25 protein-coding genes and 2 tRNA genes are annotated in these 25169 nt (G+C 65.5%); 12 read left to right on the top strand and 15 right to left on the bottom strand.

What is annotated here, in order from left to right:
* Nucleotides 1-164: 164 nt before the first annotated feature.
* From TGR7_RS16310 to TGR7_RS16255, 12 genes are all read right to left on the bottom strand, one after another.
* Nucleotides 165-2363, bottom strand: coding sequence for an EAL domain-containing protein (locus TGR7_RS16310; RefSeq protein ID WP_012639781.1), 2199 nt, complete (start codon nucleotides 2361-2363; stop codon nucleotides 165-167).
* 37 nt (nucleotides 2364-2400) lie between these two features.
* Entirely contained in the window at nucleotides 2401-3162 is a 762-nt protein-coding gene (locus TGR7_RS16305) for a tRNA threonylcarbamoyladenosine dehydratase (RefSeq protein WP_012639780.1), read from the bottom strand.
* A gap of 182 nt (nucleotides 3163-3344) precedes the next feature.
* Complete coding sequence (locus tag TGR7_RS16300; protein WP_012639778.1) at nucleotides 3345-4112, bottom strand: TatD family hydrolase; 768 nt, start codon at nucleotides 4110-4112, stop codon at nucleotides 3345-3347.
* A gap of 99 nt (nucleotides 4113-4211) precedes the next feature.
* Nucleotides 4212-4514: a DUF3240 family protein gene (locus TGR7_RS16295; protein WP_012639777.1), complete on the bottom strand. Its 303-nt coding sequence runs from the start codon at nucleotides 4512-4514 to the stop codon at nucleotides 4212-4214.
* Nucleotides 4511-7591 (bottom strand): efflux RND transporter permease subunit, encoded by a 3081-nt coding sequence (locus TGR7_RS16290; protein ID WP_012639776.1) that lies wholly within the window; start codon nucleotides 7589-7591, stop codon nucleotides 4511-4513. The genes TGR7_RS16295 and TGR7_RS16290 overlap by 4 nt, the downstream gene beginning before the upstream one ends.
* Nucleotides 7592-7628: 37 nt before the next feature.
* Nucleotides 7629-8687 carry an efflux RND transporter periplasmic adaptor subunit gene (locus tag TGR7_RS16285; protein WP_187148406.1) on the bottom strand — a complete coding sequence of 353 codons (1059 nt, stop codon included), beginning with the start codon at nucleotides 8685-8687 and terminating at the stop codon, nucleotides 7629-7631.
* 56 nt (nucleotides 8688-8743) lie between these two features.
* Complete coding sequence (locus TGR7_RS16280; protein ID WP_012639774.1) at nucleotides 8744-9997, bottom strand: TolC family protein; 1254 nt, start codon at nucleotides 9995-9997, stop codon at nucleotides 8744-8746.
* 410 nt (nucleotides 9998-10407) lie between these two features.
* Entirely contained in the window at nucleotides 10408-11442 is a 1035-nt protein-coding gene (locus tag TGR7_RS16275; protein ID WP_012639773.1) for an NADP(H)-dependent aldo-keto reductase, read from the bottom strand.
* Between the two features lie 186 nt (nucleotides 11443-11628).
* Nucleotides 11629-12744 carry an FIST signal transduction protein gene (locus TGR7_RS16270; protein ID WP_012639772.1) on the bottom strand — a complete coding sequence of 372 codons (1116 nt, stop codon included), beginning with the start codon at nucleotides 12742-12744 and terminating at the stop codon, nucleotides 11629-11631.
* Nucleotides 12745-12749: 5 nt separating this feature from the next.
* On the bottom strand, nucleotides 12750-13211 hold the full coding sequence (locus TGR7_RS16265) for a hypothetical protein (protein WP_012639771.1): 462 nt from the start codon (nucleotides 13209-13211) through the stop codon (nucleotides 12750-12752).
* Between the two features lie 244 nt (nucleotides 13212-13455).
* Nucleotides 13456-14346 (bottom strand): phosphoribulokinase, encoded by an 891-nt coding sequence (locus TGR7_RS16260; RefSeq protein ID WP_012639770.1) that lies wholly within the window; start codon nucleotides 14344-14346, stop codon nucleotides 13456-13458.
* 72 nt (nucleotides 14347-14418) lie between these two features.
* Nucleotides 14419-16260 (bottom strand): SLC13 family permease, encoded by a 1842-nt coding sequence (locus tag TGR7_RS16255; protein ID WP_012639769.1) that lies wholly within the window; start codon nucleotides 16258-16260, stop codon nucleotides 14419-14421.
* Nucleotides 16261-16422: 162 nt separating this feature from the next.
* Between TGR7_RS16255 and TGR7_RS16250 the strand changes: the two genes are divergently transcribed.
* The gene (locus TGR7_RS16250) at nucleotides 16423-17265 is read left to right on the top strand and encodes a universal stress protein (RefSeq protein ID WP_041443236.1); all 843 of its coding nucleotides are present in this window, start codon (nucleotides 16423-16425) and stop codon (nucleotides 17263-17265) included.
* A gap of 60 nt (nucleotides 17266-17325) precedes the next feature.
* Here TGR7_RS16250 and trmB read toward each other — a convergent pair whose 3' ends face one another.
* From trmB to thiS, 3 genes are all read right to left on the bottom strand, one after another.
* A complete protein-coding gene (gene trmB / locus TGR7_RS16245) occupies nucleotides 17326-18018 on the bottom strand; it encodes a tRNA (guanosine(46)-N7)-methyltransferase TrmB (RefSeq protein WP_012639767.1) in 693 nt (230 codons plus the stop codon).
* A 176-nt stretch (nucleotides 18019-18194) separates the two neighbouring features.
* Nucleotides 18195-18989: a thiazole synthase gene (locus TGR7_RS16240; protein ID WP_012639766.1), complete on the bottom strand. Its 795-nt coding sequence runs from the start codon at nucleotides 18987-18989 to the stop codon at nucleotides 18195-18197.
* A 22-nt stretch (nucleotides 18990-19011) separates the two neighbouring features.
* The gene (gene thiS / locus TGR7_RS16235; protein WP_012639765.1) at nucleotides 19012-19212 is read right to left on the bottom strand and encodes a sulfur carrier protein ThiS; all 201 of its coding nucleotides are present in this window, start codon (nucleotides 19210-19212) and stop codon (nucleotides 19012-19014) included.
* Nucleotides 19213-19339: 127 nt separating this feature from the next.
* Here thiS and TGR7_RS16230 point away from each other — a divergent pair.
* The 11 genes from TGR7_RS16230 to TGR7_RS16180 all read left to right on the top strand — a co-directional run bounded on the left by TGR7_RS16230 (nucleotide 19340) and on the right by TGR7_RS16180 (nucleotide 25083).
* Nucleotides 19340-19413, top strand: a tRNA-Gly gene (locus tag TGR7_RS16230).
* Between the two features lie 53 nt (nucleotides 19414-19466).
* Nucleotides 19467-20585: a glycine oxidase ThiO gene (gene thiO, locus TGR7_RS16225; RefSeq protein WP_012639764.1), complete on the top strand. Its 1119-nt coding sequence runs from the start codon at nucleotides 19467-19469 to the stop codon at nucleotides 20583-20585.
* A 60-nt stretch (nucleotides 20586-20645) separates the two neighbouring features.
* Entirely contained in the window at nucleotides 20646-21065 is a 420-nt protein-coding gene (locus TGR7_RS16220; RefSeq protein ID WP_012639763.1) for a Fur family transcriptional regulator, read from the top strand.
* Nucleotides 21066-21184: 119 nt separating this feature from the next.
* Nucleotides 21185-21260, top strand: a tRNA-Thr gene (locus TGR7_RS16215).
* 86 nt (nucleotides 21261-21346) lie between these two features.
* On the top strand, nucleotides 21347-21574 hold the full coding sequence (relB, locus tag TGR7_RS16210) for a type II toxin-antitoxin system RelB family antitoxin (protein ID WP_012639762.1): 228 nt from the start codon (nucleotides 21347-21349) through the stop codon (nucleotides 21572-21574).
* Nucleotides 21558-21824 carry a type II toxin-antitoxin system RelE family toxin gene (locus TGR7_RS16205; RefSeq protein ID WP_012639761.1) on the top strand — a complete coding sequence of 89 codons (267 nt, stop codon included), beginning with the start codon at nucleotides 21558-21560 and terminating at the stop codon, nucleotides 21822-21824. The genes relB and TGR7_RS16205 overlap by 17 nt, the downstream gene beginning before the upstream one ends.
* A 112-nt stretch (nucleotides 21825-21936) precedes the next feature.
* Entirely contained in the window at nucleotides 21937-22452 is a 516-nt protein-coding gene (locus TGR7_RS16200) for a GspH/FimT family pseudopilin (protein WP_012639760.1), read from the top strand.
* A 114-nt stretch (nucleotides 22453-22566) separates the two neighbouring features.
* Nucleotides 22567-23046: a GspH/FimT family pseudopilin gene (locus TGR7_RS16195; protein ID WP_041442119.1), complete on the top strand. Its 480-nt coding sequence runs from the start codon at nucleotides 22567-22569 to the stop codon at nucleotides 23044-23046.
* A gap of 2 nt (nucleotides 23047-23048) precedes the next feature.
* Nucleotides 23049-23561 (top strand): type IV pilus modification protein PilV, encoded by a 513-nt coding sequence (pilV, locus tag TGR7_RS16190; protein WP_012639758.1) that lies wholly within the window; start codon nucleotides 23049-23051, stop codon nucleotides 23559-23561.
* 5 nt (nucleotides 23562-23566) lie between these two features.
* Entirely contained in the window at nucleotides 23567-24592 is a 1026-nt protein-coding gene (locus TGR7_RS16185; RefSeq protein WP_012639757.1) for a PilW family protein, read from the top strand.
* Nucleotides 24589-25083 (top strand): pilus assembly PilX family protein, encoded by a 495-nt coding sequence (locus TGR7_RS16180; RefSeq protein WP_012639756.1) that lies wholly within the window; start codon nucleotides 24589-24591, stop codon nucleotides 25081-25083. Before TGR7_RS16185 ends, TGR7_RS16180 begins: the two co-directional genes overlap by 4 nt.
* Nucleotides 25084-25169: the final 86 nt, after the last annotated feature.

The raw sequence follows: 25169 nt of genomic DNA, 5'->3' as shown, positions 1-25169 counted from the left end.
ACGCGGAGGCGCAGAGAAAGTCCATGTAAAGGATGAACGTGATTTTCAGGATTAACTGAATCGCACAACGCAGTGATTTAGATCTGGAGCATTCATATTGTCGGTCTTTGCATCTGTTCTCTGCGCCTCCGCGTCTCTGCGGCGCAGTGACAGCCGCGGTGAAACTAGATCCGCAACTCCGCCACCGGCACCGGTTCGGCGATGAAGTTGCCCTGGGCGTAGTCCACGCCCATCTCCTGCAGGCGGTCGAGGATTTCCTGGGATTCCACGAATTCCGCGATGGTGCGCTTGCCCATCACGTGGGCGATGTCGTTGATGGAGCGCACCAGGGCCAGGTCGGTGGGGTCCTTGGCGATGTCCTTGACGAACAGGCCGTCGATCTTCAGGTAGTCCACCGGCAGGGTGCGCAGGTAGCCGAACGAGGACATGCCGCTGCCGAAATCGTCCAGGGCGAAGCGACAGCCCATGCCGCCCAGGGTCTCCATCATGGTGCGCGCCTGGTTGAGATTGGCGATGGCCACGGTCTCGGTGATCTCGAAACAGATCAGGGTGGCGGGCAGGGCGTGACGCTTGAGCTGTGACACCACGTAGTCCAGGAAGGCGGGGTCGCCGACGGAATGTCCGGATAGGTTGATGGCGCACAGGGACAGGCGGTTTTCGTCGAGCCCTGCATCCGCGATCCAGGAGAAGGTGTGCTGCAGCACCCAGCGGTCGATGGTGCCGGAGAGGTTGTAGCGCTCCGCCGCCGGCAGGAACACGCCGGGCGGGATCAACTCGTCACCCTCGCCCTGCATCTTGATCAGCATCTCCAGGTGCGTACCGCGATGTTTTTCCCTCGCCTCCACCGGCTGGATGGTCTGGGCAAACAGGGAGAAGCGACCTTCCTGCACCGCCTGGTGGATGCGTGCCACCCAGCGCATCTCGCCCTGGCGGCGGATCATGCTGGTGTCGTCCAGCTTGAAGGCGTGGATGCGGTTGCGACCCTTGTCCTTGGCGGAATGGCAGGCGGTGTCCGCGGCGCTCATCACGGTGATCACATTGCCGCTTTCGCGGTTGATGGGCACCACGCCGATGCTGGCGGTGACGTTGTAGGACTTGTCCTCCCAGCGGAACACATGGTCGGCGATGTGCTCACGCAGCTGGTCGGCGGTGTCCATGATCTCGCTGGCGGGGCAGTCGTTGAGGATCACCGCAAACTCGTCACCCCCCAGCCGGGCCAGGGCATCGCCCTGGCGAATGGCGCCGGTGAGCAGGCTGCTGATCTGGCGCAGCAGTTCGTCGCCGGCGGTGTGGCCGCTGGTGTCGTTGATGACCTTGAACTGGTCCAGATCGATATACAGCATGGCCCCGTTGTTGTGACCGTTGCGGGCCTGGCGCAGGGCCTGTTCCAGGCGGATGAGCAGCTCCCGGCGGTTGAGCAGTCCGGTGAGGGCGTCGTGGGTCACCTGGTATTGCAGCTGCGTGCTGAGGGAGCGGTACTCGGTGGCGTCCTCCAGGGTGAGGATCGCGCCACCCTCGGCACCGGGCGCCAGCTGGCAGTTGATCTCCAGGGGGCGTGCGTCCTTGCGCCACAGGGTGAGCCCTTGCAGGTGGTGCGGCTGGCGCGAGCGCAGGACCTCTCGGCAGTCCTTCAGATATGGGGCAGGGCCGTCGGCGGGGCGGCGTCCTTCGGGGGCGTTCAGCAGGGCCTGGGCAAAGTCGTGGCCGAGCAGCTCGGGGCGGGTATGACCGGTGAGCCGCAGGGCGGCCTGGTTGGCGTAGCTGATCCTGCCGGCGGCGTCGAGGCGCAGGATGGCGGAGGCCGTGTGTTCCAGGGTTTCGTGCATCTGCTGCAGCAGTTCACCGGCCTTGGAGGCGGCGGCCTCGGCCTCCGCCCGACGCGCCTGTTTGGCCAGGGCCTCGATCCGGTCCCTGAGCTCGTGCTCCAGGGAGACATCCATCATCACGCCCTGGATCACCGTGCCCCCCTGCTGGGGATCACCCACGTAGATGCCCATGTCCCGGACCCAGCGTGTGACGCCCTTGGCGTCACTCAGTCGGTAATCGATGCAGTAGGGGCTCTGGGCTTCGCGGGTCCCGGCCAGGGCCTGCTGAACCCGCTCCCGGTCCTCCGGGTGCAGGTATTGCACCCAGCGGTCGTGGTCCTTGAGGTAGGCGCCGTGGGCGCCATTGCCCTGGACCAGGTGTTTGAAGTGCGGGCTGATGTGCAGACGGGTCAGTCGCGCATCCGGTACGGCCAGATAGGAGACCAGCACCGGGGGCGTGGTCTCGAGGTTCTGGGCGGCCACCTGGTGCAGCCGGGCGATGCCGTCTTCCTGTTCTTCCGGGCTGGGCTCTTGTGAGCGGGCTTCCGTAGGTTTCAAGTCCTGGCTCCTGAAACGGTTGCAGGCTCACTATAGCCTAAGTACCTGAGCGCGCGCCCCGTTTCCCGCCGACCGGCAGTTTTTCCCCGAGCAGGGCGCGTATCACCAGGCCGGCGAGGGTGTAGCCGAACAGGGGCGGCAGGTAGGAAATGGTACCGTTGACCGCCCGCGCGCGGCCGGGTCCGTCCAGAGGGCGATGTTCCGTGCCCTTGACCGGCTGCTCCAGGGAATAGACCACCGGATAGTCGAGGCTTGCGCCCATGCGGCGCAGGCGCTTGCGGATCTCACGGGCCAGCGGGCAGAGCTGGGTGGCGGACAGGGGGCCGACGCGGATCGCGGTGGGGTCGGTGCGCCCGCCGGCGCCCATGCTGGAGGCGATGGGGATGTTCACCTGCTGGCAGTGGTGCACCAGGGCCGCCTTGCAGGCGATGGAGTCGATACAGTCCAGGGCATAGTCGGCGTCGGCAGGCACGATCTCGCCCACGTTGTCGGGCGACAGGAAGGCGCTGGTGATATGTACCTGGATCTCGGGGTTGATGTCGCGGATGCGCGCGGCCATCACCTCGGACTTGCGCTGGCCCAGGGTGGAATGCAGGGCCACCAGTTGGCGGTTCATGTTGGAGGGACCCACCACGTCGTGGTCCAGCAGGGTGATGCGGCCCACACCTGCCCGGGCAATGGCCTCGGCCGCGTAACTGCCCACGCCGCCCAGGCCGGCGATGAAGACATGGCGGTGGGTGAGCTTCTCCAGGCCCTCGGGACCGATGAGCAGCTGCGTGCGTTCATGGATGGTGGTCATGGGTTCGCAATTCTAGCGCAAGCGGGGTGTCGGGTAAGTCTCGGGATCAGAGAAATCTTGCGTGGATAAGTGGCCGCGCTTGCGGGAATTGCGTTCGGTATGCACAGGGCGGCCCATGGCCGCCTCCGTGCAGTGGCTGCAACGGTGGGTGTGCAAGGCGTGTAGGGCGGGCGCGGCCAGCCCTATGGCTCAGGGAGGGCGAAGAGTCGTCGCGCGTTACGGGTGGTGGCCTCGGCCAGTGCCTCGATCTCCATGTCGCGCAGCCGGGCGATCTCGGCGGCGATTTCTGGCAGGAAGGCGGGTTCGTTACGTTCCCCCCGATGTTCGACAGATGGCTGGTCCGGGGCATCGGTCTCCAGCAGGATCGCCTCCAGGGGCAGCGTGGCCACCAGGCGGCGCAGGCGCTGGGCGCGCGGGTAGGTGACCGGGCCGCCGATGCCCAGCAGGCAACCCAGGTCGATGAGGGTGCGCGCCTGCTGCTCGCTGCCGCTGAAGCTGTGCACCACCCCGCGGATGCCCGGATTCAGGCGCAGGGCCTTGGCCACCTGGTCCACGGCGCGCCGGGCGTGGATGATCACTGGCAGCCCGAACTGCCTGGCCAGGGCCAGTTGTCCGGTGAAGAAGTGCCACTGGGCATCCGGGTCCAGGCCGGGCACGAAGTAGTCCAGCCCGCATTCCCCCACCGCCACGGGCCGCTCCTGTTCGATCCATGCTTCCAGTGCCTCCAGGTCACCGGATGCGTGTTCCGCCAGCAGCATGGGGTGCAGGCCATAGGCGGGATGCAGATGCGCATCGCTGGCCGCCACCACCTTGAGCTTCGGCCAGCTGGCCCGGCTGACCGCCGGCAGCACCTGGGCCTCGACCCCCACCGCCCGGGCCCTGGCCCAGCAGGCATCACGGTCCGCGTCGAAGGCGGCATCGTCGAAGTGACTGTGGGTGTCGATGAACATCAGGTGCAAGATACAAGGGAAAAGGGCCAAGGGCTAAATCCATTTGCCCTTTTGCATGTGTCCCGGTGCCTGCCGCATGTCATGGATCGCCGGACGGGATCAGTCAAGTCGGCCGGATTCGATCAGCGGCATGACCCAGTAGTGCAGACCTGCGCCAGACATTTCGGTGTGCAGTGCGTCGAGCAGGGACCGTGCTGACTCGGCCTCGGTCTGGACCAGGAAGATCGCCCGGCGCTGCCGGCCACTGACCTGCTCGAGCAGGGAATAGCCGCCGTGTTCGCGGCTGTGGCCGTAGGCCGGCAACCCCGTGAACCCGGAGATGCCATCGCGCTCCAGTAGCCAGTCGATGAGCGGCTCCTCCAGTTCGGGTGGGGTGATCAACACGAGCAGTACTTTGGTCATGACAGCGCCTCTCGGGGATGCGGTGCGCCGAAGCGCCGGTACAGGATGGGCATGAGCACCAGAGTGAGCAGGGTGGACGTCGCCAGGCCGCCGATCACCACCACGGCGAGGGGCCGCTGGATCTCCGAACCCGGGCCGGTCGCGAACAACAGGGGCACCAGACCGAAGGCCGCAATGGAGGCGGTCATCATGACGGGCCGCAGACGCCGACGTGCCCCTTCGATGACGGCCTGATCGAGGCCCATGCCCCGGGCGCGCAACTGGTTGAAGTAGCTGACCATCACCACGCCGTTGAGCACGGCGATACCGAGCAGGGCGATAAAGCCCACCGAGGCCGGCACGGACAGGTACTCACCCGAGAGCCACAGACCCACAACGCCGCCGATGAGTGCGAAGGGGATGTTGAGCAACACCAGCGCGGCCTGACGCACTGAACCGAAGGTGGAGAACAGGAGCAGGAAGATCAGGCCGATGGCCACCGGCACGACGAGGCCCAGACGCTCGGCGGCGCGCTGCTGATTCTCGAATTGCCCGCCCCAGGCCAACCGGTAGCCCGGCTCCAGGGGAACCGCTTCGTTCACTGCCAGCCGTGCGGCCTCCACGAAGCCGACCAGGTCGCGTCCGCGTACGTTGGCGATCACCACCACGTTGCGCTCACCGAGCTCGCGCTTGACTGACACAGGCCCCTCTACGCGCTCGATGCGGGCCAGGCTCGAGAGCGGTACCTGGCCACCGTCCGGCAGGCTCACCAGCATTTCACGAAACGCCTGGGGCGAGTCCATCGCGCTCTCGCCACGAATCACCAGTGGCGTGCGGCGCATGCCCTCATAGACCGTGCCCACGGGCTTGCCCTCCACCTGGGCGCGCAGCAGCGTCTGCAAGGCATCCACCGAGAGACCGAGGCGTGCAGCTGCCTCGCGGTCCACGGCGAGGTTCAGGTACTGCACGCCCTCGTTGACCGAGAAGTAAACGTCCTCGGCGCCGGGGATGGTGCGTACCGCTGCCGCGATCTCCTCGGCCTTGGTGTTGAGGACGTCCAGGTCCGGGCCGAACAGCTTGATGGCCAGATCGCCGCGCACACCGGTGAGCATCTCCGAAACGCGCATCTCGATGGGTTGGGTGAAGGCGTATCCCACCCCGGGGAACTCGGCGAGCACCGCACGGATGGCGTCCTGAAGTTGCTCGGGGCTGTCGAAGCGCCACTCGCTGCGGGGCCTGAGCACCAGGAAGCTGTCTGTCTCGTTCAGACCCATGGGGTCCAGGCCCAGCTCATCGGAGCCGGCACGTGCGACGACACCGATCACCTCCGTGACCTGCTCGAGCAGGGCACGCTGTACGCGCTGGTCGAGTTCGATCGAAGCAGGCAGGGAGATGGACGGGAGTTTCTCCAGCTGGACGATGAGGTTGCCCTCGTCCATGGTCGGCATGAAGGTCTTGCCGATCTGCGTGTAGAGTCCGCCCGCGAGCAACAGGGCCACGAGTGCCGTCCCGGCCACGGTGCGCGGGTGCGCCATGCTCCAGGCCAGCATCGGCCGGTAGCCGGCGTCAAGCCTGCGCACCAGCCAGGGTTCAGTGTGTCCCACCCGGCGCAGCACGTAGGAGGCGAGCACCGGGATGGCGGTCAGCGAGAGCAGCAGCGAGCCGGCGAGCGCGAACACGATGGTGAGGGCCACCGGGATGAACAGCTTGCCCTCCAGCCCTTCCAGGGTGAGCAGCGGCAGGAACACAATGATGATGATCAGGATGCCTGCGGTCACCGGGGCAGCCACCTCGCGCACGGCGCGATGGATGACGTGCAGGCGCGGCAGACGCTGCGTGTGCCCGGCTCGGGCGAGCTGCGAGACGATGTTTTCCACCACCACCACCGCGGCATCCACCAGCATACCGATGGCGATGGCCAGGCCACCCAGGCTCATCAGGTTGGCCGATAGACCGAAGCTGTCCATGAGGATGAAGGTAAGCAGTGCGGCGAGAGGCAGGATGAGCGCCACGGTCAACGCCGCCCGCAGGTCGCCGAGGAACAGCACCAGCAGGATCAGTACCAGCACAATGGCTTCCACCAGGGCTTTGGATACGGTGTGTACCGCCCGGTCCACCAGGTTGCCCCGGTCATAGAAGACCTCCAGATGAACGCCCTCGGGCAAGGTCGGCGCGAGTTCGGCGAGCCGTGCCTTCACCCCCTCCACCACCTCGCGTGCGTTGGCGCCACGCAGCCCCAGCACCAGGCCCTGGACCGTCTCGCCCACCCCGTTCCTGGTGACCGCCCCATAGCGGGTGAGCGCGCCCATACGCACCGTTGCCACGTCGTGTACATGTACCGGCATGCCCCGATGCCAGGCCACGAGCAGGCTGCCCAGATCCTCCAGATTGCGCACGCTGCCCTCGGCGCGCACCAGAAGTGTCTCCTCGCCGTCGATGAGGCGGCCTGCGCCGTCATTGCGGTTGTTGAGCTGGAGTGCCTGGATCAGTTCGTCCAGCGTGACGCCACGCGCGCTCATGCGCAGTGGGTCGGGGCTCACTTCGAAGGTCTGCACGTAGCCGCCGAGCGCATTCACGTCGGCTACGCCGGGTACCGTACGCAGGGCGGGCCGGATCACCCAGTCGAGCAGGGCGCGGCGCTCGGCGAGCGTGAGATCTCCGCCCTCGACAGTGAACATGAACATCTCGCCCAGGGGGGTGGTCAGGGGCGCCATGCCGCCGGAGACATCTGGCGGCAGATCGCCCCAGAGACCGGCCAGGCGCTCGGCCACCTGCTGGCGTGCCCAGAAGATGTCGGTCCCCTCGGCGAAGTCGACGGTGATGTCGGTGAGGCCGTACTTGGCCACGGATCTCAGCATCACCTGGTTCGGGATGCCGAGCATTTCCACCTCTACCGGCGCGGTGATGCGTGCCTCGACCTCTTCGGGTGTCATGCCGGGTGCTTTGATGATGAGCTTGACCTGCGGCGAGGAAACGTCCGGAAAGGCGTCGATCGGCAACCGCGTAAGGGCGAGTATGCCCAGGCCGATGAGCAGGGCGACGGCAAGCAGCACGAACAGGCGTTGGGTGAGGGCGAACTGGATCAGGCGTGTCAGCACGGGAGTGGTCCTCTGGTGAGTCTTGGGTTGTAGCGGATCACTCTCCGCCAATGCCCAGCCAGGCACCCTTGAGGGCAGCAATGCCCTTGACGGCAACCCGGTCGTCAGTTGAGAGCGTGCCGTTCACGACCACGTCGCCAGTGCTGGTGCTGAGCACCCGGACAGGTTCGACGCGAAATCCCTGAGGGCTCTGCACAAACACATATTGCCCCTCGCCACGATGCACAACGGCGCTGGCGGGCAGACGGAACGCATGGGCACCGCTCGGCTCGAGCAGGCTGACCTGTAGCAGCTGACCGGGTCGCAGGGATTCGGCGCCGGTGTGTATCTCGGCACGTACCGCGACACTCTGGTCAGCCGGTTCGACCTGTTGGCCGATAAGAATCACGCGTCCGAGGACGGTGGCGTGCAACACCTGCACCCCTGCGCCTACCGACAGGCCTGCCAGGTCCTCCACGGGGACACGGATCTCGAGCCACAAAGTACTGGTCTGGCCAAGTCGCAGGAGCGGGGTCGAAGGATCGGCCTGCTCGCCGTTGCGTACCATGACCTCAAGCACCGTGGCGGTGAAGGGTGCGCGCAGTATCTGGGTGCTCGAGACACGACCAGTCTGTTCCAGGGTGTGCAGATCCTTTGCGTCGAGTCCCGCGGCTTCCAGGGCCTGGCGCGCGCCTTGGCTCAGGGTATGGGCCTGGGCCAGTGCCGAACGGCTCTCCTGAACCCGGCGCTCCGGGATGATCCCCTCACGGTACAGTGCCTCGTCCCGTTCGGTCTGCTGACGGGCGAGCGCGGCTTGCTCGCGGGCCTGCAGGTACTCGCGCTCCAGTGCCGCGATGCCGGCGCTGCGCAGCCGAAGCAGGGGTTCACCTGCCGCCACCGTCTGGCCCTCTGAGGCCAGAACCGCCTCGACAACACCACCCTCGCCGGCCGTCACCACATGTTCTTGGCCGGGGGGGAGCTCAACACGGGCCGGATAGCTCGGGCCCGGTGCGACGTCGGCGATGGCGGGGTTCACCACCTCGATGCCCAGGGCGCTGATCTGGGCTTCGGTGAATATCAGCTCCTCGCTGGCCCAGGCCCCTTTGACGGCAAACAAAGCAGACAGGATCAGCAGCGCGTACAGGCCGCGTGTTCCGTTGACATGACTGTGGTTCATAGCGTCACTCCAAGTGCCTGGTTGTAGCGGGCGATCTGGCGTTGCAGCTCCAGTTCGCGTTGGGCGGCCTCGTGGCCGGCAGTCAGGGCGCGGTGGCGTACCCGCAGGTATTCGGCCAAGGGGAGCTCGCCCAGATCAAAGGCGCGCCTGGCGAGGCGAACGCTGTCCCCGGCGACGGAGGCGCGTTCCTGTGCGAGGGCCAACGCCAGGTGTGCGGCTTCAAGCGCATCGGTTTCCTCCTGCTGCATGCGCTCCAACGCGCGCCGGGCCTGGCCCAGCACGCCCTGACTCTCGGCCAGAGCGACGGCGGCCTCGGCGCGCCGGCTGTCACTGTGGGCACTGCCAAGCGGAAAAGTGATGCTTACCTGCAGGCTGTCCACGTTTCCGCCGACCGGATCGTCGATGGTCCTGCCGCCGAGAAACAGCACCGGGTGACCTCCCGCAGTCTTGGTGACCAGTTCGAGCTCGGCCCGGGTCCGGGCGGCACGCGCGGCAGGAGCGTTCAAGGCGGGGTGTTCTTCCATCCCGGGGAAATGCTGCGCGGGAGATTCCTGGATGGATTCCGGGAGGGCGTCGAGGCCGGTCAAACGGCGGTAGGCGAGGCGTGCATGGCGCAGCGCGAGTTCGGCGTCCTGTACGAATGCCCTGCGTTGCAGTGTCTCGTCGCGCGCGAGCAGCAGATCGGTCTGCGCCAGATCCCCGTTCGCCACGCGTCGGGCCACCTGCGCTTCAAGTTCGCTGGCGCTCGCAAAGTCCGTCTGTGCCAGTGCCAGGGCATTCTGCGCGAGGGCCAGCGTCCAGATGGTCTCGCGTACCTCACCGGCTACCTGCAGGCGCAACAGCGCGGCGCTGGTCTCCGCGCTGCGCCGTGCCTCTTCGCCAACGCGTCGGCTGGCACTGCGCTCACCCAGCCGCCACAGCGGCAGTTCGACACCTGCCTCCCATTCACGGAGTTCGGTTCCGCCACCGGCCCGTGCGGCTTCATGCCGCAGCATGACGGCAGGGTCGGCCCCGATGAGGCTGCGAGCCCGGCGTGACAGTGCGTCGGCCTCTTCCTGTTGCACCGCAGGCAGCGTGACGTAGGGATGATGTTGCCAGGCGGCATCCACCACCTCGGTGAGCGTCAGCCGGGGATCGCGCGGTGCTGCCGCGCCCGAGAGTTCGTCAGCTGACGTGGCACCGGCGAGCTGTGCGATCAGCAGGCCTATGGCCAGGAGGGTGAGAAGGGGCCGGTTTTTGATCGATTCCATGGGCATGCGTCCGGACTGGGCCAGGGGTCGGGCACCTGGGGTGCTCGGGGCCTATTGGAGCAAGCCAACCTGAATTCAAACTGAAAGCGTGGGCGCCGATGGTGTCAAAGGCGCTGACTTGGAAGTGACTGATGGTGGTGAAGGATGCTCAGCCGAAGATCGGCCTCGCTTGAGGTGGGAGATTACGCGGAGCATGAGGCGGGACAGGCGAAGCCAGGTAAGCCAGCACCCGCGCCCCGGCCCGCGTCGAAGGCGGCATCATCGAAGTGGCCGTGGGTATCAATAAACAAGTGGCTAGTCTCAAGTGACGAGTGGCAAGGAAAACCGCCCTCACCCCAACCCTCTCCCTGAGTGAGAGGGGGTTTCTCTGGTTTTCCTTGCCACTTGAGACTAGCCACTTGCCACTGCCTTCAAGGACAGGGATTCGGATGCCGCCCGTGGATCGTCTCGATGGCCTCCAGCACCTCGTCACTGAGCACCAGCTCGGCGCTGTCGATGTTCTCCCTGAGCTGGTCAAGACGGGTGGCGCCGATGATGTTGCTGGTGAGGAAGGGGCGAGAATTGACGAAGGCGAGCGCCATCTGCGCGGGCGACAGGCCGTGGGCCTTCGCCAGTTCCACGTAGGCGCGGGTGGCGGCGACGCCCTGTTCGTTGGTGTAGCGGGAGAAGCGCGAGAACAGGGTCAGGCGCGCGCCCTCGGGCATGCGCTCCAGGTACTTGCCGCTCAGTACCCCGAAGCCCAGGGGTGAGTAGGCCAGCAGGCCCACCTGCTCGCGGATGGCCATCTCGGCCAGGCCCACCTCGAAGCTGCGATTGAGCAGGTTGTAGGGGTTCTGGATGGACACCAGGCGCGGCCAGTCGTGGCGCTCCGCCTGGCGCAGGTATTCCGTCAGGCCCCAGGGGGTCTCGTTGGAGATGCCGATGTGGCGCACCTTGCCCGCGCGCACGAAGCCGTCCAGGACCTCCAGGGTCTCGGCGATCGGGGTGGCTTCCGGGTCTTCCTGGTGTACGTAGCCCAGGCTGCCGAAGTAGTTGGTGGGCCGGGCCGGCCAGTGGATCTGGTAGAGGTCCAGGTAGTCGGTGTTGAGCCGGCGCAGGCTGTCTTCCAGGGCCTGGGTCATGTGCGGTCGGTCGAGCCGCGGGCCGCCGCGGAAGTAGTTCACCCACTCCCCGGGCCCGCACACCTTGGAGGCCAGCACGATATCCTCGCGCCGCCCGCGTTTCCTGAGCCAGCTGCCGATATAGGCCTCGGTGCGCCCCTGGGTCTCGGCCATGGGCGGCACCGGGTAGAGTTCGGCGGTGTCGATGAAGTTGATGCCCCGCTCCAGGGCATAGTCCAGCTGGCTGTGGGCCTCGGCCTCGGTGTTCTGCTCGCCCCAGGTCATGGTGCCGAGACAGATGAGACTCACGTCGATGTCGGTGTTGCCGAGTTTGCGTGTTTGCATGTGGACTCCGTAAAGGCGGATTTACTGCGCCGCAGAGGCGCGGAGACGCAGAGAAAGACAGGGACAGGATGGACAAGATTTACACGATGACTGAAAAGGCAAATTCGATGTGACTGATCAAATCCCGTTAATCCTGTCCAATGGGTTTACTCTGCGCCTCCGCGGCTCTGCGGCAGATCCAGGTTTTTAGAGGAACAACGTCAGCACGCCTGTATAGCCATACAGCCGATTGTGGAAGATCTCGCCGTTGGCGAAGAATCCGACCAGGGGGATGTCGCCCAGTTCCTCGGCGATGATGCGCAGTTCTTGTGAGTCGTCGCCGAACTGGTGCCGGCCACGGCCGAGACACGAGACGTAGACCGCGCCGCGGGCGCCGTTGGGGGCGCGGCGCTTGAGGTCGGCGAGCATGCGTTTGAGGTCTTCCAGGGCGGCGTTGCCGTCGCGCCGGCAGAACAGGATCTCGTCGCCCTCGCGCACGTGCTCGCCGATGGCCACCAGGCGCTGGCCGGTGTCCACGGCCACCAGGTTGCGCACCAGGTAGTCGCGGGTGTCGGAACCGGGCACCGGCAGGCCGGCGACGATGAAGCCGCCCGCCCGCTGCAGGTCACGGGCCAGTACCTCACCGATGTCTTCCTCGAAGACGTCCAGGGCCGGGCGTCCGTCCAGCTGGATGAGCACGTTGTTGCTGGCGGCGGTGATACGGTGCACGGGGCCGATGGGCGTGCAGCCCTGGGTGTGGGCCGTGGCTACGGGCACGGACTCGGCGAACAGCACCCCGGAGACCGCGCCCTGGACCACCTCGTCGGCCACGGACAGGTAGTCGCCCTGGGAGGATGCGATGCCGCCCACGCCGAAGATCTGGGTGTGCTCGCCCAGGTGGCGGATGATCGCCGGTGTGGTGCCGTGGGTGGGGTCGCCGTGGAGCAGGGCGAAGCGCGCCGGGTCCTGTGTGTCCCAGTCCGCCAGCAGTGCGGTGAGGGCGTCGTCGTTCTCGGTCATGGGCGGCAGAACACGCGCGCTGCCCGCCGGGAAGCTGCCCAGCATGGCCACGGCCGCGGGGCGGTCGTAGATCTCCCGCCCGGTGCAGCACAGGGCGATGCCCACCGTGCCGGTCCAGTGGGTCACGCCGGTGGCCTCGCGCAGGGTCGCGAGCAGTTCGGGCAGGCGCCGGGCCAGGGCATCGCTCACGTACAGGAAGCCCAGGGCCTCGCCCTCGGCGGGGGTGGTCAGCCGGGCGGCGAGTTCGCGGGCCACGGCGACGGGTTCGATGCCTTCGGCGGCGGCCATGGAGAAAGGGGTCATGGTGTTCACAGTCCCAGATGATCCAACATGGATTTGGCCTCGTTGTCGCTCACCGGGATGCCCGGCTCGGCGGTGAACCCGGTGTCGGTGACGCGCAGGGTGGCGTGTGCGCGCGTGTCCAGTTCCTCCAGGAACCACTGGATCTCGCTGGGGTGCACGGCATGGTTGCCGCGCCGCAGGTGACGCACCCGCAGCTCCGGCGGGCTGACCCGCACCAGCAGCGGCAGGGGCAGTCCCAGGGGCAGCACGTGTTCACGCACAAACCACTCGATGGGGCTGGGCTTGCGGACATTGATCTGGCGCACGTCCAGGCGGAAGTGTCCGCCGCCGCCGGGCTGCTTGAGCAGTTCCTCCAGCCATTCCGGTGGGAAGCCTTCGTGCACGATCAGGGTGCGGCCGGTGAAGCGCTCCAGGAACTGCTGGCGCAGTCGGTTGGGATTTGGACGCCGTCGCAGGAAAGAAAGCATGGGGGATCCGGGGTTCTCGGGATGGGGTTCATGATAGCAAGGCGAGGTGGCCCGGTCCGTTAACCCCTACATTTTCACCGAGCATCAGGCCGGGCAGCTCACCCCGTAGGAGCGGCGACACCGCCGCGGACAGTGGCGGTTTCGCCAGGCGCCGTTGTTCGGCCCGGGGTCGGGCCTCCTACGGGATCGCCCACAAAAAAGCCCCGTGCGTCCGGAGACGCACGGGGCTTGCAGAGCGCCGTAATCAGCCGCGCTTGGCGACCATCTCGCCGATGATGGGGGCGAGGATGATCTCCATCGCCAGGCCCATCTTGCCGCCGGGCACCACGATGGTGTTGCGCCGGGACATGAACGAGTTGTGGATCATGTTCAGCAGGTAGGGGAAGTCCACGCCGAACTTCCTGGGATCCCGGAAGCGGATCACCACCATGCTCTCGTCGGGGGTGGGGATGTCCCGGGCGATGAAGGGGTTGGAGGTGTCCACGGTGGGCACGCGCTGGAAGTTGATGTCGGTGCGCGAGAACTGCGGGGTGATGTAGTTCACGTAGTCCGGCATGCGGCGCAGGATGGTGTCCACGATCACCTCGGCGGAGTAGCCGCGCTCGGCATTGTCGCGGAAGATCTTCTGGATCCACTCCAGGTTGACGATGGGCACCACGCCCACGCCCAGGTCCACGTGCTTGGACACGTCCACCTTGTCGTCCGCGGCCAGGCCGTGCAGACCTTCGTAGAACATCAGGTCGGTGCCCTTGGGGATGTCCTCCCAGGGGGTGAACTCGCCGGGCTTGAGCTTGGTGCCCAGGCGCGCGTTGTGCTCGGCGGCCTCTTCATCGCTGTGGATGTAGTAGCGCTTCTTGCCACCGCCGGTCTTGCCGTAGGTCTTGAACAGATCCTCGATCTTGTCGAACAGGTTGGCCTCGGGGCCAAAGTGGCTGAAGTGGTTGTTGCCACTGTCGGCGGCCTTCTTCATGGCCTCCTTCATCTCGGCACGGTTGTAGCGGTGGAAGCTGTCGCCCTCGATGATCACCGGGTTGATCTTCTCGCGCAGGAAGATGTGCTCGAAGGCACGCTTGACGGTGGAGGTGCCGGCGCCGGAAGAGCCGGTGACCGCGACGATCGGATGCTTCTTGGACATGCGTACTTACTCCTTGGCTTTAATAATGTTGTCGAATTCTTGCCCGGGGCTGTGCTGCCCGGACGGTCTCCCTTAGAAGATCAGGTTCAGCATGGTCAGCGACACCACCAGGAACAGCACCGTCATGATGCCGCCGGCCTTCATAAAGTCCTTCACCCGGTAGCCACCCGGACCCATGATCAGGGCGTTCACCTGGTGGGTGGGGATCAGGAAGGAGTTGGAGGTGGCGATGGCCACGGTCAGGGCGAACACCCGCGGGTCCGCGTCCATGCCCATGCTCTGGGCGGCGAAGGCGATGCTCACCGCCAGCGGCACCAGCAGCACGGTGGCGCCCACGTTGGACATGACCAGGGTGAAGAAGGTGGCCAGGATGGCGATGGCCGCCTGCAGGACCCAGGGGGCCACGTCGCCCAGCAGGTTCAGGGTCTGGTGGGCGATCCAGGCGGCGGTGCCGGTTTCCTGCACCGCCGCGCCCAGGGGGATGAGGCTCGCCAGCAGGAACACCGTCTTCCAGCTCACTGCTTTGTAGGCCTCGTCCATGTTGAGCACGCCGGTGAGGATCATGCCCACGGCACCCACCAGCAGGGCTACGGACAGGCGCAGGTCGGTGAACAGGATCAGGCCCAGGGCGATGGCGAAGAACAGCACGGCGAAGCCCACCTTTTGGGGGCGCAGTTCCTCGTGGGGGTATTCGCTGGTAACCACCACGAAGTCGCGGTTCTTCTCCACCCGCGCCAGGGCGCTCCAGCTGCAGTGGCAGACCAGGGTATCACCCGCCTGCAGGGGCACGTCGCGCAGGCCCTCGCGGATGGTCTCCTCGCCGCGGTGGATGGCCAGTACCGTCAGGCCGTGGGTCTTGCGCATGGCGATCTCGGTGACCGTCTTGCCGATCAGGTCGGAGCCGGGCGGGATCACCACCTCGGCGATGCCCGACTTGGTGTGGGAGAGGGCGTCGGAGAACACGTCCAGGTACCCCCTGGTCTTGACCCCGGCGCGCTCGGCGAACTGATCCAGCCGGTCGGCGCGGCCCAGCACCGCCAGGCGCGCGGTGCCGTTGAGCTGGTAGCCGGGCCAGGGGGCCACGCGCAGGTCGCCGCTGACCATGGCGCCGATGACGTTGATGCCGTATTCCCGCTCCAGGTCGCTGACCGTGTGACCGGACATGGGGTGGCTGGAGGGCAGGGTGTATTCGCGGATGGTGTAGTCCAGGCCGTAGACCCGCTTGAAGTAGTCCACGGTGCTCTCGCCGCTGGCGCCGTCATTGCGCACCGCCGGCAGCACGTACTTGCCCAGCAGCACGAAGTACAGGATGCCGGTGGTCACCAGGGCCAGGCCGATGGGGGTCACGTCGAACAGCTCGAAGCGTTCCATGCCCGCGGGCAGCAGGTCGTTGAGCAGGATCAGCGGGCTGGAGCCCACCATGGTCATGGTGCCACCCAGGATGGCGCAGAAGCCCATGGGCATGAGCAACCGGGACATGGGCAGGCCGGTGCGCGCGGAGATGCGCGAGATCACCGGCAGGAACAGGGCCGCCGCGCCCACGTTCTGCATGAAGCTTGAGATCACGCCGACGGTGCCGGAGACCATGGGGATGACGCGTTTCTCCGTGGTCCCGCCCACGCGCATGATGAAGGAAGCCACCTGGCTCATCACCCCGGTCTTGTCCAGGCCGGCGCCGATGATCATCACCGCGATGATGGAGATCACCGCATTACTGGCGAAGCCGTCGAACAGCTTATGGGTGTCCGCCACGCCCCCCAGGCCCGGGATCATGCTGATCAGCCCCAGCAACACCATCACGGACACCGCGGCCACGTCCACCCGCACGATCTCGGACACGAACAGGAAGATGGTAAAGCCCAGCAGCCCGAGGACCACCATCATCTCGGGTGTCAGCGCGATGGTTTCTTGCATGGAAATGAGGCCTTGTCGGAGAGTAAAAGTCGCAAAAAAGACCGGAATTATCCCATCGCGGCCCCGCAAAGCCAAGCAGCGTCCCGGCGCCTGGCCGCAGGGCCATGGGCTATGCTGGACGGACGCAAGACCGATTCCGGATCACAGGAAGGATGGAACGCCATGGAGACCCGTCTTTCGCCCGTGGGGCGCTTCGAGACCCTGCTGCTCGCCACCGAGGGCACGGAATTCAGCGCCGGCGCCGAGCAGGTGGCCCTGGGGCTGGCCGAGCGCTGCGGTGCCCGGGTTTACGCCCTGCGGGTGGTGCTGACCAATCCCGAGTACGAGGCCATGGCCCCCGAGCGGGTCCAGGCCGAGGCCGAGGCGGCGCGGGCCTACCTGGCCGAACTGGGCCAGCGGGCCGGGGTGGGGGGCGTGCCCTTCGAGGGTCTGCTGCGCCACGGCGCCGACCCCTACGTGGAGGTGGTCCAGGCAGCCGAGGACAACCGTGTCGACCTGATCGTCATGGGCCGGCGCACCCGCAGCGACCTGGCGCGGCTGATGATGGGGGATTCCACCGCCAAGGTGATCGGCCATGCCGCCTGCAGCGTGCTGGTGGTGCCCTGTTCCTGCCCGGTGCCCTCGAGACGCATCCTGGTGGCCACCGACGGGTCTCGCCTGGGCGATGCTGCAGCCGTCTCCGCTTCCGAACTGGCCCGGCGTTTCGATCTGCCGGTGACCGTGGTCTCCGTGAATGTGCCCGGCCATGACCAGGCGCGCCGCGACGAGGCCCGGCAGGCCATCGAGCGGGTGTGCCAGGCCCTGCAGGGCGAGGGGATCTCCGTGGAGGGTATCCAGGAGGAAGGCCGCCCCGAACAGGTCATCGTCGAGCTGGCCAAACAGAAGCAGGCCGACCTGATCGTGGTAGGCAGCCACGGCCGCACCGGCCTGCAGCGACTGCTCATGGGCAGCGTGGCGGAGCGGGTGGTGGGTCAGGCGGAGGTGGCCGTGCTCGTGGTGAAGTGAGGGTTAGGTAAGAAGTGTGAATTGGGAAGTGCGAAATTGATTTCATTCCCACTTCCCAATTCACACTTCGCACTTCTCAAAGAGGATGTCCCACACCCCATGCCCCAGTCGCTGTCCCCGCTGCTCGAACTTGGTCAGCGGCCGGTGCTCCGGGCGGGGGGCGAAGCCCTCGGCGGTGTTGCGAAAGGCGGGTGAGGCCTGCATCACCTCCAGCATGTGCCGGGCGTAGTCCTCCCAGTCGGTGGCCAGGTGCAGGGTGCCGCCGGGGCGCAGGCGGGTGGCCAGCAGGGCGACGAATTCCGGCTGGATGATGCGCCGCTTGTGATGGCGCTTCTTGTGCCAGGGGTCGGGGAAGAACACCTGCACCCTGTCCAGGCTGCCCGGCGGGATCTGGTGTTTCAGCACCTCCACCGCGTCGTGGCACATGACCCGCAGGTTGCCCAGGCCCAGGTCCTCGATGCGGGCCAGCAGGTGGCCCACCCCGGGCCGGTGCACCTCGATGCCGATAAAGTCCCGCTTCGGCGCCGCCTGGGCCATCTGCGCCAGGCTTTCCCCGTTGCCGAAGCCGATTTCCAGGGTGATGGGCGCCGATCGGCCGAAGATCGCGGCCAGATCGAGCATATTCTCCGAATATTCAATCCCGAAGCGCGGCCACAGCGCATCCAGGGCCCGCTGCTGACCCGCGGTCAGGCGGCCCTCCCGGCGCACGAAGCTGCGGATGGGTCTGTGGGGTTTTGGGCTGGGTTCGGTCATGGGAAGAAAGGCATCGCCGCAGAGACGCGGAGGCGCTGAAAAAAGCAATTTGACAGGATTAACAGGATTTACACGATTAAAAACTCGGGCTAGCAAACCCCGGGTCTCATCCTGTTAATCCTGTCATTTTTTGAATTCTCAGCGCCTCCGCGTCTCTGCGGCAGATTGTTCCAGGCTCAGAAAAACGTCCCCTCCACCGGGGACGACGCCGAGGCGTAGCGCTTGCGGGGCATGCGGCCGGCGAGGAAGGCCTCGCGGCCGGCCTCGATGGCCTTTTTCATGGCGCTGGCCATGAGCACCGGGTTTTTCGCCGCGGCGATGGCGGTGTTCATCAGCACCCCGTCGCAGCCCAGTTCCATGGCGATGGCCGCGTCCGAGGCCGTGCCCACGCCGGCGTCCACCAGGATGGGGACCTGGGCGTTTTCCACGATCTCCAGGATGTTGTAGCGGTTCTGGATGCCCAGGCCCGAGCCGATGGGGGCGGCCAGCGGCATCACCGCCACGCAGCCGATCTCCTCCAGGCGCTTGGCCAGGATGGGGTCGTCGCTGGTGTAGACCATCACCTGGAAGCCGTCCTTCACCAGGGTCTCGGCGGCGGCGAGGGTCTGCACCACGTCCGGGTACAGGGTCTTCTCATCCCCCAGCACCTCCAGCTTCACCAGTGTGTGGCCATCCAGCAGTTCCCGGGCCAGGCGGCAGGTGCGCACGGCATCCTCGGCGGAGTAGCAGCCGGCGGTGTTGGGCAGGTAGGTGTAGCGGTCGGGAGGCAGCACGTCGAGCAGGTTAGGCTCGCCGGGGTTCTGGCCGATGTTGGTGCGGCGGATGGCCACGGTGATGATCTCGGCACCGCTGGCCTCCACGGCCGCGCGGGTCTCGTCCAGGTCCTTGTACTTGCCGGTACCCACCAGCAGGCGGGAGCGGTAGTCCCGTCCGGCGATGGTGAGGAGGTCTTGGGTTTCGGTCTGTGACATGCAGGTCTTCCGTTGTGTCGGTTCAGCCACCGCCGATGGCGCGCACGATCTCCACCCGGTCGCCCGGCTGGATGCGGTGCCCGGCATGCAGGCCCCGGGGCACGATCTCGCCGTTGACCTCCATGGCCAGGCGCTGGCCGGTCATCTCCAGGTGTTCCAGCAGGCCGGCGGCCGTGAGCCCGTCGGGGACGCTGCGGGTTTCGCCGTTGAGGGTGATGTCCATGGGGGTGTGGGCGGGTCGGATGGGTCAGGGGCGGTATTTTAGGGGAGATACAAGATACATGATACGTACTATAACGGGGTGGTTTGCTTCCCTTCGCGGCCGGCGGCTGGATAAAATGGGCGCTCGCGCGGGTGTAGTTCAATGGTAGAACGGCAGCTTCCCAAGCTGCATACGAGGGTTCGATTCCCTTCACCCGCTCCATATTTCCCCTCGACGCGGCCACGCCGCGCCGTGTCCCGTCCCCGGAATTGCCCATGACCGACTGTATCGTGGTCGGCGGCGGCCTGATCGGCATGCTGACCGCCCGCTTCCTGCACGACGCCGGCGTGTCGGTGACCGTGCTGGAGCGGGGCGAGGCGGGTCGCGAGGCCTCCTGGGCCGGGGGCGGCATCCTCTCGCCCCTGTATCCCTGGCGCTATCCCGATCCGGTCACCGCGCTCGCCACGCGGACCCAGGCCGAGTACCCGACCTTTGCCCGTATCCTGCTGGATGAGACCGGCGTGGATCCGGAGTGGACCCTGTCGGGGATGCTGGTGCTGGATGCCGCCGAGGTTACGCCGGCCCTGGCCTGGGCGGCGCGCCAGGGTGTCGCCGTCGAGCGTATTGGCGGGGCGGATGCCCGGGCCTGCGAGCCGGCCCTGGGTGCCGAGCCGGAGTTGGGCCTGTGGATGCCCAACATCGCCCAGGTGCGCAATCCGCGCCTGGTGAGATCAGTGCGGGAGAGCCTCCGGACAAGGAAGATCGTGATTCGCGAACAGGAACCAGTCCTGTCGTTGCTGTGTGAAGCCGGCCGGGTCAGGGGTGTGCGCACCAGGAGCGGCGAGCTGCGCGCCGACCGGGTGCTGATCGCCGGCGGGGCCTGGAGCGCCGGACTCATGCCGCCCGGCGGACCGGAACTGCCCGTGGTCCCGGTGCGAGGCCAGATGATCCTGTTCCGGGGCAGGCCGGGCCTGGTGCAGCGCATCGTGCTCAGTGGCGAGCGCTACCTGATACCCCGGCGGGATGGCCGTATCCTCATGGGCAGCACCCTGGAATACGTGGGCTTCGAGAAACAGACCACCGAGGCGGCGCGCCAAGACCTGCACCGGACTGCCCTGGCGCTGGTGCCGGCCCTGGCCGACTGTCCCGTGGAGCACCACTGGGCGGGTCTGCGCCCGGGCTCGCCCACCGGTATTCCGGTGATCACGGAACACCCCGACTGCGAGGGCCTGTTCATCAACGCCGGCCACTTTCGCAATGGCGTGGTCCTGAGCCTGGCCTCCTGCCGCCTCGCTGCCGCCCTGATGACAGGGGCAGCGCCGGCCTTGGACCCGACCCCCTATCGGCTGGAAGCCGCCGCCGATCCTGCCCTGGCGGGCGCGGATCAGGTGTGACATCTAGACTTTGTCTAAAACGTCCGTATACTTGACCACATGTCATTGGTATTACACACAATGCCCGAGAATCGTGACCAGGTGATCGAACGCCTGCGGGGTCATGGCATCACGCCGACCCAGCAGCGGGTGGAGATTGCCCAGGTCCTGTTCGAGCGTCACCAGCACCTGTCCGCCGACCAGGTGCTGGCGCGGGTCAATGCCCGCGACGCCAGCGTCTCCAAGGCGACGGTCTACAACACCCTGGGCCTGTTCGCCGAGAAGGGCTTGGTGCGCGAGGTCATCGTCGACCCCGCCCGGGTCTTCTACGACAGCAACCTGGACCCGCACCACCACCTGTTCCACGTGGACAACGGCACCCTGGAAGACATCCCCGTCTCCCAGGTCAACGTCGACCGCCTGCCCGATCTGCCTGCCGGCGTGGCCGTGGAGGGCGTGGACGTGATCATCCGCGTGCGGCGCAGCGGGGCTGCGCAGTAGCAAGTCTCAAGTGGCAAGTCTCAAGGCAGCTCCGCTGGCCTGTCCCCTCTCGCCTGATGACTCACCTGCCCGATTGAGCCCGCGCCAGCCTTGGCGTATCCTGTGCCGTCCCGCCGAATGCCGTTGTAGCTCAGTTGGTAGAGCAACTGATTCGTAATCAGTAGGTCGGAGGTTCGACTCCTCTCAACGGCACCATTTCCCCGTCCTGTCTTGCGATGCCCGCATGGTCGGGCGCACAATGCTATACATGTAAAGCGCCGCCCAGGATTGGAGGGCTCGTCATGAGCAAGCAAACCAACGTCAGATTGCCCGACGAAACCTACGAGAGGCTTCAGGCACTGGCCGCACGGACCGGCCGCACGGCCACCTACTATATCCGCGAGGCCATCGAGGCCCAGCTGGATGACCTTGAGGACATCTATCTGGCGGAACAGGTCCTGGAGCGTATCCGCAAGGGCGAAGAGCAGACCCTGACAAGCGAGGAGTTCTGGAGTGGTCTGGACGATTGAATACGCCCAGTCCGCCAAAAAATCCGTCAAGGGACTCGATCCGCCGACAAGGCGGCGGATTCGAGACTATCTGGAGCAGCGAGTAGCCGCTTTGCAGAACCCCAGAGGGCTTGGGGCGCCGCTCAAGGGAGAATTCTCCGAGCTTTGGCGCTACCGCATCGGCGACTACCGGGTCATCTGCGAGTTGCAGGACGAAAAGCTCGTCATCTTGGTGATCCGCATCGCACACAGACGAGAGGTCTATCGATAACCCAAGAGGACTGATCCATCCCGTGACAGATAAGGGGTGTGCTGATTCGCCCTTCCACCTTCGCCTTTCATCCTTTATCGTTGAATTCCCCCTCACGGACGAGGAGCGCACCATGCCAAGGGAACATGGCCTTACCCTCATTGAACTCATGGTCACGCTGGCCGTGGCCGCCATCCTGATCACCGTCGCGGTGCCCGGCTTCGGCAGCCTGGTGGCCGAACAACGGCTCGTGACCACCACCAACCAGTTCGTCACCGCCCTGCACCTGACCCGCTCGGAGGCGGTCAAGCGGGGTGCCAGGGTGACCCTGTGCGCCAGCGAGGACGGCAGCAGCTGCGGTTCATCCAACGGATACAGCAGCGGCTGGATCGTGTTCGAGGGCCCGGAGCCGGGTGCGCCCGTGCAGCCCGCGGGGGAAGTGCTCAGGGTGTTCACGCCCGGTAGCCAGGTGGTGATCAACGGGGACAACGTGACCAGCGCCTACATCTCCTATGTGGCGACCGGGGAGACCCGGCGAATGAACAATGCGCTGCTCATGGGGTCCGTGACCGTCTGTGCCGGAAACCAGGCCCGGCGCATCGTAATCAGCCGCACCGGCCGCCCCCGGGTGGAGCAGACCAGCTGCTGAACCTTGTCGGAACATTTTACGTTCCAAGGGCTTGAGCCCGATCATCGGCCGAAACCCGCCCGTTCATCGCATGGCCAGAGACACCTTCCGAATCAGGTGTCTACACTTGGTGCCATGAACAGAAATGGCGGATTCACTCTGGTTGAATTGATGATCACCCTGGCCGTGGTGGCGATCCTCGCCACCATCGCGGTGCCGGGATTCTGGAATTTGATCCAGAACAACCGGGTGACCACCCAGACCAATGAGCTGGTGTCGGCCCTGAATCTTGCGCGCAGCGAAGCGATCAAGCGGGGTATCGAAGTGCGTGTCACGCCGGTCGGAGGTGATTTTGCCGATGGATGGTGCGTGCATCTGGGCGTGGCCTGTGCTGGAAACGACATCATTCGCGAATACACGGAGATGCGCCGTATGGCGGTAAACGGGAGCCCGGCGACACTGCGTTTCGACGGCCGAGGCGAGAAAATCGCCCCGGGTGGAACCCTCCTCATCCGGATTCAGCCGGATGATTGCACCGCGGGCACGGCAGGTCGGGCACGGTTTGTCGAGATTATCAACACTGGGCGCGTCAGCGTCACGAGGACCGATTGCTGATCATGAGCGAGTCCAAATCCCACTGTCTTCACAACCCGCAGGCCATGATGCGCTCCATGTCACGGTCTCAGCGAGGCTTCACGCTCGTCGAGGTGCTCATTGCAGTCCTCGTGCTGGCCATCGGGCTGTTGGGCCTTGCCGGACTCCAGGCTTCATCGTTGCGTTTCAATAACGACGCACAGTTGCGCACTCAGGCGACGTTGCTTGCCTACGATATGGTTGATCGCATGCGCGCCAACCGTGCGCAAGCGGCCGACTATGACACGGGGGGATTCAACAGTGCCAATTGTGGTGACACCAGCGGCGGTTCCATGGCCGCGCAAGACACTACCGATTGGCTTGCCCAGCTTGATTGTCTGTTGCCACGGGGCGAGGGTTCCATAGCGGTGGTGATCACCCCCAATGCAGTCCCGGCCTACAACGAGATCGACGTCACGATAGTCGTGCGCTGGGATGAGGACCGCGACGGCGTACCGGATAACTACCGCCAGTTCCAGTTCCGTACGAGGCTCTAGAGAGCATGGGTAAGTTCCTTCGAATTGAAACCAGAAAGATCTCCATGAGACGCCAGAAGGGTCTGTCCCTGGTCGAATTGATGGTCGCCATGGTGATTGCCTTGATCCTCACGGCGGGTGTGATCAGCATCTTCGTTGGGTCCCAGACGGCCTACAGGTTCAATGACGCGATGTCTCGCGTGCAGGAAAATGGGCGCTATGCCATCAACGTGCTCAGCCATGATGTGCGAATGGCGGGCTACGCGGGTTGTGCGCGGCCGGGTGCCGTGCCTATATCCAATATAGCGAATCCGCCCACGCTTGGCGATTTTGATCCGGCCTTACTGGTCGAAGGCATGGACGATGTCTCCGCCGGCACAACCATTGGAACCCGCCAGGTTGTGGCCGGTACCGATGTCCTGATCCTGCGTGGAGGCAGCGATGCCGTGGGTCAGCTCAACGCGCAAAAGGTCGAGAATGCAAATGCGCAGCTTGTTGCCAACGCCGGCGGATGGGTGGCTGGCGATGTCCTGATGGTGACCGACTGTACGGCGGTCGACATCTTCAGAGCGACTAACGTCTCTAGCGGTGCGAGCGGGACTACCATCGCCCATGCATCGAGCATGAATACGCAAAACTTCCTGTCGAAGGTCTACTTCCAGGGCGCTGAAGTCATGGCCTATCGGGAGCGTTCCTATTTCGTGGCGTTCCGGGACGCCAATGCCCCCGTGCCCTCCCTGTACCGCAGGGTGGGTCAGGCCAATTCGGAAGAACTGGTTGAGGGTGTGGAGGACCTGCAGATCCTCTACGGTGTGGATACGAGTGGTGACCAGCAGGTCGATACATATATGAATGCAGGGCAGGTCGCAGCAGCGAACCGCTGGCCGGACGTTCTGAGTGTCCGTCTGTCCATGCTGCTGGTCAGCCCTGAGAACAATGTGATCGATGCGCCTCAACAAATTACATTCAACGGTGTCACCTTCACGCCGGCAGACCGGCGGTTGAGGCAGATCGCCACCACCACGATTGGATTGAGAAACCGCCTGCCATGACTGACTGGAACAACTTTGAGATGACGCGTAAGGACCGGCGCGAATCAGGGTCGGCCTTGGTCATCGCCCTAGTGTTCCTGCTGTTGATGACGCTCATCGGCGTCACCGCCATGCAGACCACGACGCTACAGGAGCGAATGGCCGGCAATGAGCGAGACCGAAATCTTGCATTTCAGGCAGCAGAGGCAGCGCTCAGGGAAGCGGAAGAGTGGGTGGCGAACAATGCCGCGACATTGTTGAGCGCGACTGAACTTGCTAATCCCGCTAGCTGGGATGGGAGTGCAGCGACAGGCACCGTGACGTTGGATGGTCAACAGCTGGCAGCCCAGCCGGTATTCCACGTCGGGCCGCCCCAGTTCCAGCGACTGGGCAGCGAGCTTCCGCCGGTGTTTCGCTGCATATATCCGATCACAGCCCGGGGTGTTGGAGGATCTGATGCCGCCGTGGTGATCCTGCGTTCCAATTTTTCACCGGGCGGCACATGCGAGTGACCGGGACGTTAGATGGGTTGTGGCGGGTTCGTCAGGGCCAGGGATATGACGGAATATGACCATGAACAGGACCCAGTTGCCCGGTT

The sequence above is a fragment of the Thioalkalivibrio sulfidiphilus HL-EbGr7 genome (genome assembly GCF_000021985.1).
Classification (GTDB): domain Bacteria; phylum Pseudomonadota; class Gammaproteobacteria; order Ectothiorhodospirales; family Ectothiorhodospiraceae; genus Thioalkalivibrio_A; species Thioalkalivibrio_A sulfidiphilus.
This window is presented reverse-complemented; position numbering and strand designations above follow the sequence as displayed.

What these genes read in the sequence shown, in the direction of transcription:
- TGR7_RS16305 (WP_012639780.1), bottom strand. Translation starts at nt 3,162, where the DNA reads ATGACCACCATCCATGAACGCACGCAGCTGCTCATCGGTCCCGAGGGC.
- TGR7_RS16300 (WP_012639778.1), bottom strand. Translation starts at nt 4,112, where the DNA reads ATGTTCATCGACACCCACAGTCACTTCGACGATGCCGCCTTCGACGCG.
- TGR7_RS16295 (WP_012639777.1), bottom strand. Translation starts at nt 4,514, where the DNA reads ATGACCAAAGTACTGCTCGTGTTGATCACCCCACCCGAACTGGAGGAG.
- TGR7_RS16280 (WP_012639774.1), bottom strand. Translation starts at nt 9,997, where the DNA reads ATGGAATCGATCAAAAACCGGCCCCTTCTCACCCTCCTGGCCATAGGC.
- TGR7_RS16275 (WP_012639773.1), bottom strand. Translation starts at nt 11,442, where the DNA reads ATGCAAACACGCAAACTCGGCAACACCGACATCGACGTGAGTCTCATC.
- TGR7_RS16270 (WP_012639772.1), bottom strand. Translation starts at nt 12,744, where the DNA reads ATGACCCCTTTCTCCATGGCCGCCGCCGAAGGCATCGAACCCGTCGCC.
- TGR7_RS16265 (WP_012639771.1), bottom strand. Translation starts at nt 13,211, where the DNA reads ATGCTTTCTTTCCTGCGACGGCGTCCAAATCCCAACCGACTGCGCCAG.
- TGR7_RS16260 (WP_012639770.1), bottom strand. Translation starts at nt 14,346, where the DNA reads ATGTCCAAGAAGCATCCGATCGTCGCGGTCACCGGCTCTTCCGGCGCC.
- TGR7_RS16255 (WP_012639769.1), bottom strand. Translation starts at nt 16,260, where the DNA reads ATGCAAGAAACCATCGCGCTGACACCCGAGATGATGGTGGTCCTCGGG.
- TGR7_RS16250 (WP_041443236.1), top strand. Translation starts at nt 16,423, where the DNA reads ATGGAGACCCGTCTTTCGCCCGTGGGGCGCTTCGAGACCCTGCTGCTC.
- trmB (WP_012639767.1), bottom strand. Translation starts at nt 18,018, where the DNA reads ATGACCGAACCCAGCCCAAAACCCCACAGACCCATCCGCAGCTTCGTG.
- TGR7_RS16240 (WP_012639766.1), bottom strand. Translation starts at nt 18,989, where the DNA reads ATGTCACAGACCGAAACCCAAGACCTCCTCACCATCGCCGGACGGGAC.
- thiS (WP_012639765.1), bottom strand. Translation starts at nt 19,212, where the DNA reads ATGGACATCACCCTCAACGGCGAAACCCGCAGCGTCCCCGACGGGCTC.
- thiO (WP_012639764.1), top strand. Translation starts at nt 19,467, where the DNA reads ATGACCGACTGTATCGTGGTCGGCGGCGGCCTGATCGGCATGCTGACC.
- TGR7_RS16220 (WP_012639763.1), top strand. Translation starts at nt 20,646, where the DNA reads ATGCCCGAGAATCGTGACCAGGTGATCGAACGCCTGCGGGGTCATGGC.
- relB (WP_012639762.1), top strand. Translation starts at nt 21,347, where the DNA reads ATGAGCAAGCAAACCAACGTCAGATTGCCCGACGAAACCTACGAGAGG.
- TGR7_RS16200 (WP_012639760.1), top strand. Translation starts at nt 21,937, where the DNA reads ATGCCAAGGGAACATGGCCTTACCCTCATTGAACTCATGGTCACGCTG.
- TGR7_RS16195 (WP_041442119.1), top strand. Translation starts at nt 22,567, where the DNA reads ATGAACAGAAATGGCGGATTCACTCTGGTTGAATTGATGATCACCCTG.
- pilV (WP_012639758.1), top strand. Translation starts at nt 23,049, where the DNA reads ATGAGCGAGTCCAAATCCCACTGTCTTCACAACCCGCAGGCCATGATG.
- TGR7_RS16185 (WP_012639757.1), top strand. Translation starts at nt 23,567, where the DNA reads ATGGGTAAGTTCCTTCGAATTGAAACCAGAAAGATCTCCATGAGACGC.
- TGR7_RS16180 (WP_012639756.1), top strand. Translation starts at nt 24,589, where the DNA reads ATGACTGACTGGAACAACTTTGAGATGACGCGTAAGGACCGGCGCGAA.